Here is a 16,583-nt window from a genome sequence, read left to right as displayed (position 1 = left end):
TTAGCTGTTAATAGCCAAAAATTTGCTCTAAAGTTAAAGTCTTAACGTTCCCAAATTTTTGCATGTCTTCTAATTTTACTTTTTTATCAGAAGCAACAATTAAATAGCTGTATGGCTTATTGGCTACTTTCTCATCATGGAAAGCCTTGATGGTTGCGAAAGTAATCGGTTTTAATTCTTTGTATAAATCAATTCTAGAATCGTAATCATAACCTAGTTTTTTATCGGCAAAGTAGTAATAGAAAATACCATCTTTAGTTACCCTGTTCGATTCAAGATAGGTTAATACATTCGATTTAGCACCATCGAAAGATTTATCGCTTTGCGGCAAAACATTTAATAATTCATTCATGCCATTTACCGCATCAGTCATTTTATCTGCCTGGCTGCCAACATAAGCAATCATGCTGTATTGCTTGTCTGCTCTATCAGGCGATTGATAGGTAGCATAGGTAGAGTAAGCTAATGCTTTAGACTCCCTGATGGTCTGGAATACAATTGATCCCATACCACCACCAAAATAATTGTTAAACACCTCGATATTCGCCCTGTCTGTTTTGTTATATAATCCGGTATTTCTTAACCAGCGGATTTCAGACTGAACCATGTCGTAGTTCGCGAAATATACCCTGTTACTATCCTGAACACTGTAAGTGTAAACTTTTGCAGGTGCTGAAGGCGTAAATTCTTTTGGTAATAAATGTTCCTTTTTAATGTCAGCTGTGAAAGCAGTTACATCTTTCGGGCCGTAATAAGTAATTACATGCTCGTAATTTGTAAGGTTTTTCAACAAATAAATTAAATCATCCGCTTTCATGTTTTTAACATCATCGTTTGATAAAACATTGTTGAAAGGATTTACGCTGCCATATTGCGCATAAGAAGTTAAGCCAGACATGATCTGTCCTTTGTTTAATTTATTGTTTTCCCTGCTTTTTAATATGGTTGTTTTTAAATCGGCCAATGCTTTTTCGTTAGGTTTAACATTAGCAAAAATGTGCTCAACAAGGCTAACAGCTTTATCGAAATTTTCCTGTAAACCACTAATGTTAATCGTTGTATTTTCAGAACCCACACTTAAGCTATAGGTACAGGCAATATTGTAAAATGCTTTGCTGATATCTTCAGCACTATATTTATCAGTACCTAAGAATGGCAGATAACTTGCCGCATAAGGTAATAATTTATAGCTGTTAGCACCATGATTGAACCTGTAAGTCATTCTGAAAATAGAGTTCTCGCTGTTTTTTGTGGTTAAAATATCAGCGATACCAACTTTACCTGTAATGATCTCTTTTTTATAATCTAAAAACTTCGGCTCTAATGGTTTTACCGGTGCTTCTAAAATGTTTTTTACAAAAGGAGAAGTTAAATTACCGTTAGCATTAATCGGGGTAATGGCAGGTTTTTCAACTTTAACCGTATTCTTATCTTCACCCTTGTGCTTAAAACCAATTACGTAATTGTCTTTAAAATAAGTGTTAGCGAAGGCTACCACTTGGGCTTTTGTAATTTTTGCGGTAGCATCAATATCATCAAGGCTTTTATCCCATTTAGTTCCCCTGTTTAAAATAAACTCATTTGAAAGGTATTCTGCCCTGCTGTTATTGCTGTCAAATGCCTGTAAGAAACTTAATTTCTGGTTGGCTACGATTGCTTTGATTAGGTCATCATCAAATTTCCCTTCTTTTAATAAATCAATTTGCTCCAGTAGTAATTTGGATGCCTGTTCCAGGCTCTGCCCCTGACGCGGCTGTGCCGATAAATTAAACACCCCATAATCTTTCATCTGCTGATAACTTGCGCTCGAACGTTGTGTTTTTTGTTGTTTATTTAAGTTAATGTCGATTAAACCAGCTTTTCCGTTAAACAAGATACTTTTAATCAAGTTAAGCATAAGGCTGTTTTGTGTATTCTCCGCAAAACCACGGTAGTAAATTTCAACCATTTCTGCGCTAGGCCCGTAAACATCAACCTTCTGGATTTTTGTTAGTGGTTTTTCAGGCGCAGGATTGTAAAGTGTAGCTGGTTTCGAAACCATGTATCCGAAGGTATTATCAATCTTTTTAATCATTACATCCGGGTTGAAATCTCCAGCAAATACAGCAGCCATGTTGTTTGGAACGTAATACTTATTGTAATAATTCCTGATTTCTACCAGCGATGGATTTTTTAAATGTTCAATCGTACCAATAGTTGTTTGCTGTCCGTAATTGTGGGTAGGAAACAATAACTCCATCATTGCTTCATCCAATTTGTTAGGATCACTATCCAGGCCACGGTTTTTCTCTTCATAAACAGCCTCTAATTCGGTATGGAAAATACGGAAAATTGGTTTACGGAAACGCTCGCCCTGGATGGCTAAGAATTTATCAGTAGCATTTGATGGGAAATCTTCGTTATAAACCGTTTCTTCATACCAGGTATGAGCATTTGAAGAATTACCACCAATACCCGACATCATTTTGTCATATTCATTGGCGATGGAATAATTCGATGCTTCACCAGAAGTCTTGTCTATTTCTTTATAAATTTCTTTACGCTGCGCCGGATCAGTGGTTTTGTTATACTTTTCATAAAGGGCATCAATTTTATCTAAATAAGGTTTTTCTTTTGCCCAGTTTGTAGTACCAAACTTGTCAGTTCCTTTAAATAAAAGGTGCTCCAGATAATGTGCTAAGCCTGTCGCATTCTTCGGGTCAGTATTACTGCCGGCCCTAACACTCATGCGGAACTGTATATTTGGCTCTTTATTGTTTGGGGATAATATAACTGTTAATCCATTTTTTAAAGTATAAAAACGGGTTGAAGACGGGTCGTTCGTTACATATTTGTACGTGTAACCACCCGAGGTGCCTGTTTTCCACTGATAGGTCTGCGCTTTAACAAACGTACCGGTTACGAGGAAGCAAGCCAGCGTAAATAGTTTGAATTTCATTTATTTGATTTTGGTTTATGATTACGATTATAGATTCAGAATTGCGTAAAATGTATAATCGCAGCTAAATAAGTTATTTATCCAAATATATATGCTTTACATTACCAAATGAAATAAATTTTAAGAATAACTAAAGATATAGTAGTAGCTCGCTGGCGACTTTAATTTTCAGGTTTAGTAGTAGCTTAAAATTTATTATCTGTATTTTTACCGAATGACGAAGCAAAGCACAAAACCCAATATTTTAGTTGTAAATGATGATGGTATAACCGCTACCGGGATAAAAAACCTGATGGAAGTTATGCAGGAAATAGGGAACGTAGTTGTGGTTGCACCTGATAGCCCGCAAAGTGGAATGGGCCATGCCATCACTATTGGTAAACCGATTCGCTTTGATAGGGTAGACTTGTATCCCGGCGTTGAAATGTATAAGTGTAGTGGTACTCCTGTTGATTGTGTTAAAATTGCCGTAAACAAAATATTTAAAGGGAAGAAACCCGATTTGTGCGTTTCAGGCATAAATCATGGATTAAATAATTCTATAAATGTAATTTACTCAGGAACAATGTCGGCAGCTGTAGAAGGTGCTATAGAGAAAATTCCTTCAATTGGTTTTTCGCTCGACGATTTTGCGCAGGACGCAGATTTCAGTCATTGTAAAAAATATATCAAAACTATTTGCGAACAGGTTCTGGCACATGGCCTACCCGAAGCAACATTGTTAAACGTGAATTTTCCAAAAGGCAGCAATATAAAAGGTATTAAAATTTGCAGACAGGCAAATGCAAAATGGGCTGAGGAGTTTGAGGAAAGAACCGACCCTTACAAAAGACCATATTATTGGTTAACCGGAGTTTTTCAGAATTTTGATAAAGGTGAAGATACGGATGTTTGGGCGCTAGAACATAATTATGCATCGGTTGTTCCTGTGCAGTTCGATTTAACAGCGCACCATGCGATTCCGATTTTAAATGGTTGGAGCTTTAATGATGAAAACGGAGAAGATAGTACACCTGCTAAAATTTCAGCTCCCGATGGTTTAAATCTGGGTTAATTGGTGATGAATAAACAATTAAGTAGATTAAATAATTCAGTTTGGGTAGGTGTGGCAATAGGATTAACTGTCCCTGCAGTACTTTGCAGCATAGCCTGGTATATTATTCATCATGTTATTTATATGGCAAAGGCCGATTTGTTATATATTGGCGGCATTGCTGTAAATGCTTATCTAATGCAGTATTTTTTTAAATACAATCGCGAAAACATTGGCCGGGGAATACTGGCGGCTACCTTTTTATGTGCATTTATCTTTTTCTATTATAAGGTTTTTTAAATCAATTTGTCCAAGCGAAGTTCTAATCAATCTATGATGCAAAAAGAGATTGCTTAGTATCCGGATAGGGCGGTAAAGTACAATTAACTATGAAATACTACCTCGTAGCAGGCGAAGCATCAGGCGACTTACATGGTGCGAATTTGATGAAAGCACTGAAATCGGAAGATAACGAGGCTGTTTTCAGGTTTTTTGGTGGAAACAAAATGCAGGCAGAGGGCGGGCAGTTGGTAAAACATTACGCCGATATGGCTTTTATGGGCTTTACTGAAGTTTTACTTAACCTCCGAACGATATATAAAAACCTTAGCGCCTGCAAAAATGATTTGCTCGAATGGAATCCCGATGTTTTAATACTGATTGACTTTCCTGGCTTTAATTTAAAAATAGCAGCGTTTGCGAAATCAAAAGGGATTAAGGTTTGCTACTACATTTCTCCGAAAGTATGGGCGTGGAATCAGAAACGCGTTTTAAAGATCAAGAAGGTCGTCGATCACATGTTCTGCATTTTACCTTTCGAGGTAGATTTTTACAAAGAATGGGGCATGGACGTAGATTACGTTGGTAATCCGCTTTTAGATGAAATTGCCGGTTTTGAGCCTAATGCTAACTTCAGGACAAGCCATAAGCTCAATGAAAAGAAAATTATTGCACTGCTGCCAGGCAGCCGGAAACAAGAAATAGAACGATTGCTCCCGGTGATGTTGAGCATTACCGAAGATTACCCTGAATATCAATTTGCGGTTGCAGCAGCACCTACCTTTAGTGAAAACTATTACCAGCAGTTTATTGGTAATAAAGAAGTCCAGCTTTTATTTGATAATACTTATAATTTACTACATCAGGCCCATGCCGCAATTGTTGCTTCCGGCACGGCTACCTTAGAAACTGCTTTGTTTAAAGTGCCTCAGGTTGTTGTTTATAAAGGTAGTACCATATCCATAGCTATTGCAAGGATGCTGGTTAAAATTAAGTTCATATCACTGGTGAACCTTATTGTTAATAAGAAAATTGTAACTGAATTAATTCAGGAAGATTGTAATCCCGTAAAAATTAATAATGAACTAAATATTATTGTTACCGGAAAGGGTAGGGAAGAGATGCTAAACAATTATGATGAACTTTTAGCGCTAATGGGTGAGCCAGGAGCATCAGAAAAAACTGCAAAATTGATTTTTAAGTACATCAAAAGTTAAATTTTAACAGCAAAATGTTAAATGAATATGCTGAATAAGCCTTTATTATTTATTTTCTAGAATTTTTATTTAGTTTTGGTTAAATACATAATGAATTAGCTAACACAAATGAAAGCCCTCTCTATAAAAGATATCGCTGTTAAAGCAAATGTTTCAATAACTACAGTTTCATTTATCATCAATGGAAAAGCAAAAGAAAAATCCATTAGTGAAGCCGTAATAGAGAAAGTTCAGAAAATTATTGATGAAAGTGGTTATAAACCTAATCAGATTGCCCGAAGTTTAAGAACCGGCAATTCAAATATCATTGGTTTAGTAGTGGAGGACATTTCTAACTCCTTCTTCGCCAAAATTGCCCGTCTTATCGAAGATAAAGCTTATAAAAAAGGTTATAAAATTATCTACTCAAGTACTGAGAATAGCGTAGAGAAAGCACAAGAGTTGATTAATATGTTCAAGTCGAGAAAGGTTGACGCCTATATTATATCGCCAATTAAAGGACTGGAAGAAGATATTCAGATGCTATTAAGCGATAATAAACCTGTTATTCTTTTCGATAGAAATTTGCCTGGTCTAAGTACAAATTATGTCGGGGCAAACCATTTTACAGCTTCTTATCAATCTATTGAAAATTTTATTGAGCAGGGTAAAAAGAAAATCGCGTTGGTTACCACTGATATAGATGTAGAACAGATTACTGAACGTTTCGAAGGTTATAAAAAAGCCTTACAGGATTACGGGTTGCCTTACAACGAAGATCTTGTTCTAAAAATTCATTTCAATCAGGGTGAGGAGGCCACCATAAGTCAGATTAAAACTCTTTTCCAATCGCAGGAAATTGATGCCGTTTTGTTTGCAACAAACTATCTTGCTATAAGCGGATTAAAAGTACTTAAAGAAATAAAGAAAAAAATCGGGGCCGATTTCTCAGTAATTGCTTACGATGACCACGAAGCATTCGAATTACATACACCTGGTATTTCTACCGTACAACAGCCACTTGAGGAAATAGCTGAGAATGTTATTAAATTAATATTAAGCCAATTATCTTCAAAATCAAAACTACCTAATCAACAGGTAATCATACCAGCAAAGCTTATCATCAGGGATTAAAAGACATTAGAATTGTTTTAATGTAACGCGTTTTTTACAACTAAAACGTTTTATTAATTGAAAAAGAATTTCTATCATTGATGAAGTAAAACGATTTACTATAACCAAATGTATTTATGAGACTTACGCAGGGCCCTAACTGTATAGCAAGTACCAATATTCTTAAAAACAGTCAGGCGTTTCAGTTCCCAACAGTTTTGTTTTTACAGCTAACTATTTCAATATTTTAAAATAAATAATACCGGGAGTGTAGGGCGAAGAGATTTATGCCTTTCATTTTCATTAACGATATTCTGATATCGATAAGGGAAAATTACAGTAAAACTATACATAACTAATCAATTAAAATTTAACAAAACCGCTAATGAAAATTAATTTACTAAAAATTACGGGGCTGTCGGCTGCAATAATATTGCTAAACGGCCCTGCGTTTTCAATGAATTCGGAGTGGGAAGGAGCGAAAGGATTCTTGAACTCGAACAAGCTGGGGCAGCATGTTCAGGCGCAACAGGTTATTACCGGAACGGTGGTTGATGATAAAAACTCTCCGGTTCCGGGAGTGGGTATCAAAAACCAAACAACTGGTAAAACCACAGTTACCGATGCAAACGGTAAATTTTCTATCGAGGCTAGTGCAGGTGAAATATTACGCTTCACGTACATTGGTTACACAACACAAAATGTTACTGTTGGCACAGGCAGTACTTTAAGTGTAAAACTAGCTGCTTCATCTGAAACTAAATTAGATGACGTAACCGTTGTTGCAGTTGGTTACGGAACGCAGTTACAAAAAGAAGTAACATCGGCGGTTGCTCACGTGGGTGCTGATGATTTCAGACAGAGTGGTTCCAGAAATGCTTTAGACCTTATTCAAGGTAAAGTTGCCGGCTTAGTTTTAACAAGAGCAAGTGGTTCAAATCCTAACAGTGGTGTTAATGTTCAGCTGCGTGGTGTGGTAACCGTAACAGGTAGTTCAAGCCCTCTATTCGTTATTGATGGTATTCCTGGTGGTAATCCTGATTTATTACAGCAGGATGATATCGAATCAATTGATGTTTTAAAGGATGGTTCTGCTGCTGCCATTTACGGTTCAACAGCTAATGCCGGTGTAATTTTAATTACGACTAAAAAAGGTAAGGCCGGAGCACCACAATTTAATTACTCATCTTATGTTAGAAAAGAGTATTACAATCAATGGCTAGATTTCTTAACACCTGCCGAATACAAAGAGAAAATTGCATCGGGACAGTTAGGAACAACAAATTTTGGTAGCGAAACTGATTTTGTTGATCAATTAATTAACCATGATAATATTTCTCAAAACCATAACTTAAACTTTAGCGGTGGTACTGATAAAACAAGTTACAGGGCGAGTTTGAACTATCGTGATTTAGAAGGCATTGCTAAAGCGAATAGTCGCGAAGAATACTCTTTAAGATTTAACATCAATCAAACCGGTTTGGATGATAGATTGAAAGTTCAGGTGAATTTAGTTACCAACTTTAACAAAGCTAATCTATTAGGTGGCGGTGGTTGGGAAAGTGAGCAAACAAAAAACCCTACTTTATCTAACTATAACCCGGATGGAACTTATCGATTTGATTTAACAAGTACAAATGAGTTTGCAAGAATAAATCAACAAACCAGTTATCGTAAACAACAAACCAGTTCTGCTGATGCAAAGGCTGATTTGGATATTTTACCTGGTTTGAAAGCCTCAATCTTTGGGTCGGTAACCCGTGATAACCGCTACGATAGCTCTTATAGACTTAAAGCAAGTGAAGATTCTATGGAGCAAACTGATCTTGCACTTAAAGGTGGTGGTTATGCTGGTAAAGGCGATTTCTTATCACAGGCATGGGCATTAGAACCAACATTACAATACAATAAAACATTCTTCGGAAAACATAACTTATCTGCCTTGGCAGGATATAGCTATCGTTATTACATGGAAGAATCGTCAAGTATGTCTAATCGTGGTTTTATTAATGATTTATTTCGTGAAGATAACATATCTCAAGGTACGGCGCTAGCACTTGGTAAAGCAAGTATGGGGACAAACCGAAATGATAATACACTTATAGCATTCTTCGGTAGAATTAACTACAGCTATGATGGTAAATATTTATTAACAGCTACTTTAAGAAGAGAAGGTTCATCTCGTTTTGGTGACAATAATAAATGGGGTAATTTCCCGGCTGTATCTGGTGCTTGGAATATTGCACAGGAAGATTTCATGAAGAATATATCATGGGTTAACAGCTTAAAATTGAGAGCAGGTTACGGTGAAACTGGTAATAGTGGTTTTAACAACAACGCATCTCGTGTAACACTTGGTGGTGGAGGTAGATACCTTTATCCTGATGGATCGTATGCTGAGACTTATGGCCCGACCAGAAACCCTAATCCAAACCTTAGATGGGAAACAAAAAAAGAAACAAATATTGGGGTAGATTTTAGTTTATTAAATAACAAATTAAGTGGTCAACTTGATTTATTTAAAAGAACCACAAAGGATTTGTTAGATACTTATACCTCACCGCAACCTCCTTTTATTCAAAGTTCAATCTATACTAATGTAGGAACAATTTCATCTAAAGGTATCGAATTGGCACTTAGTTATGCTGCATTAAATACTAAAGATTTTAGTTGGAATATTGATGCAACGGCAAGTACTTTGAGAAATAAATTAGATTCTTACTCTAATGATGAATATAAAATTTTATATAAAACATTTGGTGGTATAGGTGGTGCTGGTGCATTAGGTAATGCTATTGTTACTTATGAAGGTGGAGCTTTAGGCGAGTTCTGGGGTAAAAAATTCGCTGGCTTTACTTCTGATGGTAAATGGTTATTTTATAATAGAAACGGACAGGCGGTTCCGAATGCACAAATTAATAACTCTTTAGATAAAAATGTAACTGATCTGCAAATGATTGGTAATGCAATTCCTAAATACTATGCTTCACTATCTAATAATTTTAGATACAAAGGATTTGATTTACGAGTTTTCTTAAGAGGTAAGTTTGATTATGATATTTTAAATAGAAATGCGATTTCTTATGCTAATAAGACATGGGCAGGTAATGTTTTAAGCAGTACCTTTGATAAATATAGTCAGATAAAAGATACTTATATGTATTCTGATTACTATTTAGAAAGAGGAACCTATGTAAAATTAGATGAGGTAACGATTGGATATAACTTCAAATTTAAAACCAAATTAATTCGTAATATGCGCATCTATGCAACTGGACAGAATTTGGCTACAATTACTGGTTATACTGGTAGTGACCCGGATTATATTAGTGATACTGGCCTAGGCCCAAGTGTTGACAACAGCGGTGCGTATCCAAGTACCCGTTCTTTCTTATTTGGATTAAATGTTGGATTTTAAAGAATAAAAAAATGAAAAATAAATCAATCATATATAGTTTGCTTGCAGGCCTACTGTGCTTAACTAATGCCTGTACCAAGTTAGATGAGAATGCTTACAGTGAGCTTCTCACTAATAACTTTTACAATAATAAAACTGAAGTGTTATCAGCGGTTTTAAGGCCATATACACATGCCAATGCATGGGTAACACCATCAGGCCAGGATGGATGGTGGCGCTTAGCTGAACTATCAGCAGATCAGTTAGCATGGCCAACAAAAGGTCGTCATGGTGAAGATGGTGGTAAATGGAAGAGACTACACTATCATACATGGACTACAGATGAAAATGGAATTAACGGTGCCTGGTCTTTAATGTTCTGGGGTATGGGTTTATGTAATGATCCAATCGAAAACATCCAGAAACGTGATATTTCTGCGATGGGAATCACTCAGACAGAGAAAGATGCTTTTGTTGCAGAATTAAAATTATTAAGGGCATTCCACTACTTAAAATTGATGGATTTGTTTGGAAATATTCCGATTGTAACACAAGTTGGTATTCCTGCTAAGCCTGAAACAAAATCACGCAAAGAGGTATTTAATTTTATCGAATCAGAAATAAAATCAAATATAGATCAGGCGCCAAAGTTATCTCGTGGCATGCTAGGCCGAATGACACAAGCTGGTGGTTATGCAATGTTAGTTGAACTTTATTTAAATGCTGAAGCTTGGACAGGTACTGCTCGTTGGGACGACTGTATTGCGGCGGCTGATAAACTAATAGCAAATCAAGGCGGCGGACAAAATGGAGCAATAGCATTAGATCCAAACATTGTTGATCAATTCAAGTCAACAAATGATTTATCTAAGGAAGTGATTTTCTCTATCGCTTATGATTATAAAGTTGCAAATTTTGAGCCTTCTTGGCCAAGTGAATTCTATCACTTCAAACAGCAGGATATTTATGGTGGTGGTAGAGGTGGTAATGATGGTATCGTTTTAATTCCAGGCGTATTTACTACATACGAAGATGCCGATTTAAGAAAAAGAGGATGGTTATTAGAAGGTCCGATGGTTAAGTTTTCAGATGGTACAACACCAATTACTGGATCTGAAGAGTATACAAATCTTCAACTATCATTCGTTGATAATATTCGCAAAAATAAAACTGGTTCTACCGTTACCAACATGAGCGAAGGTGAAGAAAATAGCGGTGTTCGTTTTAATAAGTATAAATTAGGTAACCAGGTTCCAGGACCAGGCGGTGTTCCAGCTATCGATCCTAATTATAATAATACCGATTGGAATATTTATCGTTTAACCATGATTTACTTTGCTAAAGCTGAGGCAATTATGCGTAAAAACAATGGCGTTGCAACAGCAGAAGCCGTTCAGTTAATTAACGACTGTAAAAAACGTGCTTACTCTGCTGCAGATTGGGCAACCAGAGCGTATACGCCAGCTACTTTAACTTTAGATGAATTACTTGCTGAAAGAGGAAGAGAGTTTATCTTCGAAGGTATGAGAAGAGATGACTTAATCCGTTTTGGTAAATTTGCTACAGGTACTTGGTGGGATCACACTGCTTCTACAGCAACTAAAGCCCTTTATCCAATTCCGCAGGTTCAAAGAAACTTAAATACGAATTTAACTCAAAACCCTGGCTACTAGTTAGCAATCAATATAAAAAGGTGCTCAATTGAGCACCTTTTTTTTGGTACAAATGTAGGTTTATTTTTAGCTGCCTGTAACTTATATATTACATCTTTAATGAACACTAAAATATATTTTTTAATTAATATTGAACCTACTAAAACGTTTTACTCATTACTGCTTTAATTTGTTCTATAACCAAATAGCTATGAAAAAATATTACTCGTTATTTTTATTAGGCACACTGTTTATTTTTAAATCTTTTGCACAGGATAAGGCGCCTGCCTATCCGCTGATTACTCACGATACCTATTTTAGCATCTGGTCGTTTGGTGATGAACTAAACCAATCTGTTACCAAGCACTGGACTGGCAAAAACCAGTCTCTATCAGGTGTATTAAAGGTTGACGGTAAATTTTACCGTTTCTTAGGCGCCGAATCAAAAGAATACAAAGCAATACTTCCGGCATCGGATGAAACTGCCTATCAGGCAAATTATTCATTTACAAAACCTGCCGGAGATTGGACTGCCAATGCATTTAATGATGCATCCTGGCAAAAAGGAATTGCGCCTTTTGGCGACGATAAATCAGCTAAAACCAAATGGACGAGCGATGATTTATATTACAGAAGAAAATTCACGATCGCTAAATTATCAGCGGGAAAAAAATATTTAAAACTTAACCACGATGATAACGTCGAGGTATCGATAAACGGAAAATCGGTTTATAATAAAGAAGGCTGGGTTCACGAATATATTTATATTCCAATTGAAGAAGGAATTTTAAAATCAGGTGAAAACGTATTAGCTATTCATGTAAAAAATACTGCTGGCGGAAGATATCTGGATGCCGGTATTGTAGAAGAAATTCCTCAAAAATCGAGCATCGCCTTAGCTAAACAAATAAACGTAAAGGTAGAAGCAACAACAACTAAATATAATTTTGCATGTGGCAATATCAACCTTGAGGTTACTTTTACCTCGCCATTGTTATTGAATGATATTGCACTTACGGCAAGACCAATCAGCTATATCAGCTATGCTGCAAAATCAACTGATGCAAAACCACACCAGGTAGATTTATATTTTAGCGCTTCGTCAAACATTGCCGTTAATACACCTGACCAGGCTGTTACCGCTAAAAAATCGGTTTCGAATAACCTTTCAATTTTAACTGCTGGTACGGTAGAACAGCCAGTTCTGCAAAAGAAAGCCGATGACTTGCGAATCGACTGGGGCTATATGTATGTAGCTGTTCCTGAAAAATTTAATGCCACACAATACATCAATAAACAGGCTGAAAGCCTTAACAGTTTTTTAGGTGCTAAATATCCTACTGTTTCAGCTGCTAATGGTAAAGAACTAAATTTAAGCAGTATCATCCCATTTGGTACAGTAAATGCCAGCAATGTAGAAAAATACTTAATGATGGGTTACGATGATCTAAAATCGGTAGAGTATTTCGGAACACAGCTGTTACCAATATGGAAAAAGTCAGGCGATAAGTTTGAAACCCAATTGGCCAATGCCGATAAGGATTATCAGGCAATAGTTGAAAAATGTAATGCATTTAATGCAAAGCTTTATGCTGATGCCGAAAAAGCAGGCGGTAAAGAATATGCGGAACTATGCGAACTGGCTTATAGACAGAGCATAGCAGCGCACAAAATAGTTTACGCACCAAATGGCGACATATTATTTCTTTCAAAAGAGAATTACAGTGGCGGTTTCATTAACACGGTTGATGTAACTTATCCATCAGCACCTGAGTATTTAATTTATAATCCTGAATTATTAACCGGTATGCTTAATGGTATTTTCTTCTATTCCGAAAGTGGGAAGTGGAAAAAACCTTATCCTGCTCACGATTTAGGAACTTATCCTTTTGCAAACGGTCAGACTTACGGTGAGGATATGCCTGTTGAAGAAGCAGGTAACATGGTTATCCTAACCGGAGCCATCGCCAAAGCGCAGGGTAATGCAAAATATGCAGAAAAACATTGGGCTACACTAACTACCTGGGCCGATTATTTATCGAAAGAAGGTTTCGATCCTGCAAATCAGCTATGTACTGATGACTTTGCTGGTCACCTGGCAAGAAATGCAAACTTATCGGTAAAAGCCATTGTAGCGCTTGGTGCTTATGCACAAATGGCGCAGGAATTGGGTAAAACAGAACAAGCAACTAAGTACAGGAATATCGCCTTAGATATGGCAAAGAAATGGCAGGAAATGGCTAACGATGGCGACCATTATGCATTAACCTTTAATGATAAAAATACCTGGAGCCAGAAATATAACCTGGTTTGGGATAAACTTTTAGGTCTTAAGCTTTTCCCTGAAGCGGTTTATAAAAAGGAAATAAATTATTATTTAACCAAGCAAAATGCTTTTGGTTTGCCTTTAGATAGCCGTAAAACCTATACAAAATCTGACTGGATTATGTGGACTGCAACTTTAGCTGATAACCAGGCTGATTTCCAAAAATTCATTAAGCCAATTTTCAAATTTGCAAATGAAACAGAGAGCCGTGTTCCGTTAAATGACTGGCACGAAACAACAACAGGTGCTAAAGTAGGCTTTCAAGCAAGAAGTGTTGTTGGCGGCTATTTCATCAAGATGTTAGCAGATAAATGGGGAATTAAAAATTAGGACAACCCGCATCAATATGAAATTTAGCTATTTCTTCGTATTTGTTTTTAACATACTTTCTTTAAACCTGTTTGCTCAGCAGCAGGATTTGGTTCAGTATGTTAATACATTACAGGGCACAAATTCCAAGCACGAATTAACCAGGGGGAATACTTATCCAACTACAGCATTACCTTTCGGTATGCATACCTGGACGCCGCAAACAGGCAAAAATGGCGATGGCTGGAAATATCAATATTTTAAAGATGCGATAAGAGGGTTTCAGCAGGCGCATCAGTGCAGTTCGTGGACCAGAGATTACGCGGTTTTTTCTTTAATGCCGATGATTGATAATCTTGTCGTTGATGAAAATCAACGGGAAGCAAAATTTAGTCATGCCAATGAAATTGCCAAGCCAAATTATTACAAGGCAAAATTCGATAATCAGCTAACCACTGAAATTTCACCTTCTGAACGTGGGGCGCACATCCGCTTTTCTTATCCGAAAGGTAAAAAAAGTTATCTCGTTTTAGATGGTTACATCCGTACAAGCGGGGTTAAAATTTATCCGAAGGAAAATAAAATTACAGGTTATGTGAGCAACGGACAAGGTTTTAAAAAAGAATGGAAAAACTATTTTGTTATCCAGTTCGATCAACCTATAAAATCATTTGGAACCTGGGAAAATAAGAAAAACGTAATAACCGCAGATTCAACAATTGCAGAGGGTTTAGGCAAAGGCGCTTATGTCGAGTTTAAAGCAGGAGCAAAGGTTCAGGTAAAAACAGCATCCTCTTACATTAGTCTGGAGCAGGCAGAACTAAACTTAAAAACGGAATTAGGTGCTGATAAAAATTTGGAACAAACAAAAGCGAAGGCAGCCGCTATCTGGAATAAATCGTTAGGGAAAATTTTAGTAGATGGCGGATCTAAGGAAGATACCGAAACCTTTTACTCATGCTTTTTCAGGGCTAGCCTTTTTTCGAGGAAATTCTACGAAATCGATGCATCGGGAAGACCGTATTATTTCAGTCCTTATGATGGCAAAGTACACCCCGGCTACATGTTTACCGATACAGGTTTCTGGGATACCTTTAGGGCGCAGTTTCCACTGAATACCCTTATCCAACCCGAAATGCATGGCCAATATATGCAAGCCATGATTGATGCTTATAAACAATGTGGTTGGTTGCCATCGTGGTCTTTCCCTAGTGAAGGCGGAAGTATGATTGGTAACCATGCAATTTCATTGTTAACAGATGCCTGGGCAAAGGGAATCAGAACCTTCGACCCGAAGGAAGCCCTTGAGGCTTATCTCCATGAGGCAACTAATAAAGGACCATGGGGGCCTGCAAATGGCCGCGACGGCTGGAAAGAATACTATGAGTTAGGCTATGTTCCTTATCCAAAATACCGGGAATCGACAGCTAAAACCTTAGAATATGCATATGATGATTATTGTGGTTACCAGCTCGCAAAAATGACAGGTAATAAATTTTACATGGACATTTTTGAACGCCAGATGTATAACTACCGTAATGTTTACGATGTTTCTTCAAGATTTATGAGGGGAAGGGATATAAACGGGAACTGGTCGCCAAACTTTGACCCGATTGAATGGGGTGGGCCTTTTACTGAAGGTAATGCATGGCACTGGCAATGGTCGGTTTTTCAGGATACCAAAGGGCTTATCAATTTAATGGGCGGAAATAAAAATTTTGTAGGCAAATTAGACTCTGTTTTTACCGAGCCTAACAAGGTGAAAGTTGGTACCTACGGCGGCATGATTCATGAAATGACTGAAATGGTCATGGCGAATCTTGGTCAGTATGCTCACGGAAACCAACCGATTCAACACATGGTTTATTTATATAACTATGCTAATCAGCCCTGGAAATCACAGTTTCATGCCCGTGAAGTAATGAAAAAGCTATATAATGCTACTGAAAATGGTTATCCTGGTGATGAAGATCAGGGCCAGACATCATCATGGTATGTACTTAGTGCATTGGGTTTTTACAGCGTTACACCGGGTAGCGGAGAATATGTTTTAGGAAGCCCGATGTTCAGGAAAGTAACCATTAATTTAGGCGCTTCAAAAAAGTTCGTAATCGATGCTCCTGCAAACAATAATGTTAATATTTATATAAAAGGCGCAACATTGAACGGAAATAACTATACTCGCAACTTCTTAGCGCACAGCGATATTATTAAGGGCGGTGTTTTTAAGTTGGAAATGGATAGTAAGCCGAATTTAGAAAGAGGATTGCTGGAAGAAGATAAACCATTTTCGTTAAGTAAATAGAAATGTTACTGGTTGTTTATCAGTAATTTACAGGT

At 36.9% G+C, this 16,583-nt stretch carries 9 protein-coding genes; 8 read left to right on the top strand and 1 reads right to left on the bottom strand.

What is annotated here, in order from left to right:
• Positions 1 to 7: 7 nt before the first annotated feature.
• On the bottom strand, positions 8 to 2,938 hold the full coding sequence (locus tag R2R71_RS10440; protein ID WP_316831223.1) for a M16 family metallopeptidase: 2,931 nt from the start codon (positions 2,936 to 2,938) through the stop codon (positions 8 to 10).
• Positions 2,939 to 3,152: 214 nt separating this feature from the next.
• Here R2R71_RS10440 and surE point away from each other — a divergent pair, with 214 nt between their 5' ends.
• The 8 genes from surE to R2R71_RS10400 all read left to right on the top strand — a co-directional run bounded on the left by surE (position 3,153) and on the right by R2R71_RS10400 (position 16,548).
• Positions 3,153 to 3,992, top strand: coding sequence for a 5'/3'-nucleotidase SurE (gene surE, locus R2R71_RS10435; RefSeq protein WP_316831222.1), 840 nt, complete (start codon positions 3,153 to 3,155; stop codon positions 3,990 to 3,992).
• 6 nt (positions 3,993 to 3,998) lie between these two features.
• On the top strand, positions 3,999 to 4,271 hold the full coding sequence (locus R2R71_RS10430) for a stationary phase survival protein SurE (protein WP_316831221.1): 273 nt from the start codon (positions 3,999 to 4,001) through the stop codon (positions 4,269 to 4,271).
• Positions 4,272 to 4,360: 89 nt separating this feature from the next.
• Positions 4,361 to 5,467: a lipid-A-disaccharide synthase gene (lpxB, locus tag R2R71_RS10425; protein ID WP_316831220.1), complete on the top strand. Its 1,107-nt coding sequence runs from the start codon at positions 4,361 to 4,363 to the stop codon at positions 5,465 to 5,467.
• Between the two features lie 108 nt (positions 5,468 to 5,575).
• On the top strand, positions 5,576 to 6,580 hold the full coding sequence (locus R2R71_RS10420) for a LacI family DNA-binding transcriptional regulator (RefSeq protein WP_316831219.1): 1,005 nt from the start codon (positions 5,576 to 5,578) through the stop codon (positions 6,578 to 6,580).
• Between the two features lie 364 nt (positions 6,581 to 6,944).
• Positions 6,945 to 9,977: a SusC/RagA family TonB-linked outer membrane protein gene (locus tag R2R71_RS10415; RefSeq protein ID WP_316831218.1), complete on the top strand. Its 3,033-nt coding sequence runs from the start codon at positions 6,945 to 6,947 to the stop codon at positions 9,975 to 9,977.
• Positions 9,978 to 9,988: 11 nt separating this feature from the next.
• Positions 9,989 to 11,629 carry a RagB/SusD family nutrient uptake outer membrane protein gene (locus R2R71_RS10410; RefSeq protein WP_316831217.1) on the top strand — a complete coding sequence of 547 codons (1,641 nt, stop codon included), beginning with the start codon at positions 9,989 to 9,991 and terminating at the stop codon, positions 11,627 to 11,629.
• 190 nt (positions 11,630 to 11,819) lie between these two features.
• Positions 11,820 to 14,264 carry a glutaminase family protein gene (locus tag R2R71_RS10405; RefSeq protein WP_316831216.1) on the top strand — a complete coding sequence of 815 codons (2,445 nt, stop codon included), beginning with the start codon at positions 11,820 to 11,822 and terminating at the stop codon, positions 14,262 to 14,264.
• A complete protein-coding gene (locus R2R71_RS10400; protein ID WP_316831439.1) occupies positions 14,242 to 16,548 on the top strand; it encodes a GH92 family glycosyl hydrolase in 2,307 nt (768 codons plus the stop codon). Before R2R71_RS10405 ends, R2R71_RS10400 begins: the two co-directional genes overlap by 23 nt.
• Positions 16,549 to 16,583: the final 35 nt, after the last annotated feature.

It is taken from the genome of Pedobacter aquatilis, assembly GCF_032678405.1.
Lineage (GTDB): Bacteria > Bacteroidota > Bacteroidia > Sphingobacteriales > Sphingobacteriaceae > Pedobacter > Pedobacter aquatilis_A.
This window is presented reverse-complemented; position numbering and strand designations above follow the sequence as displayed.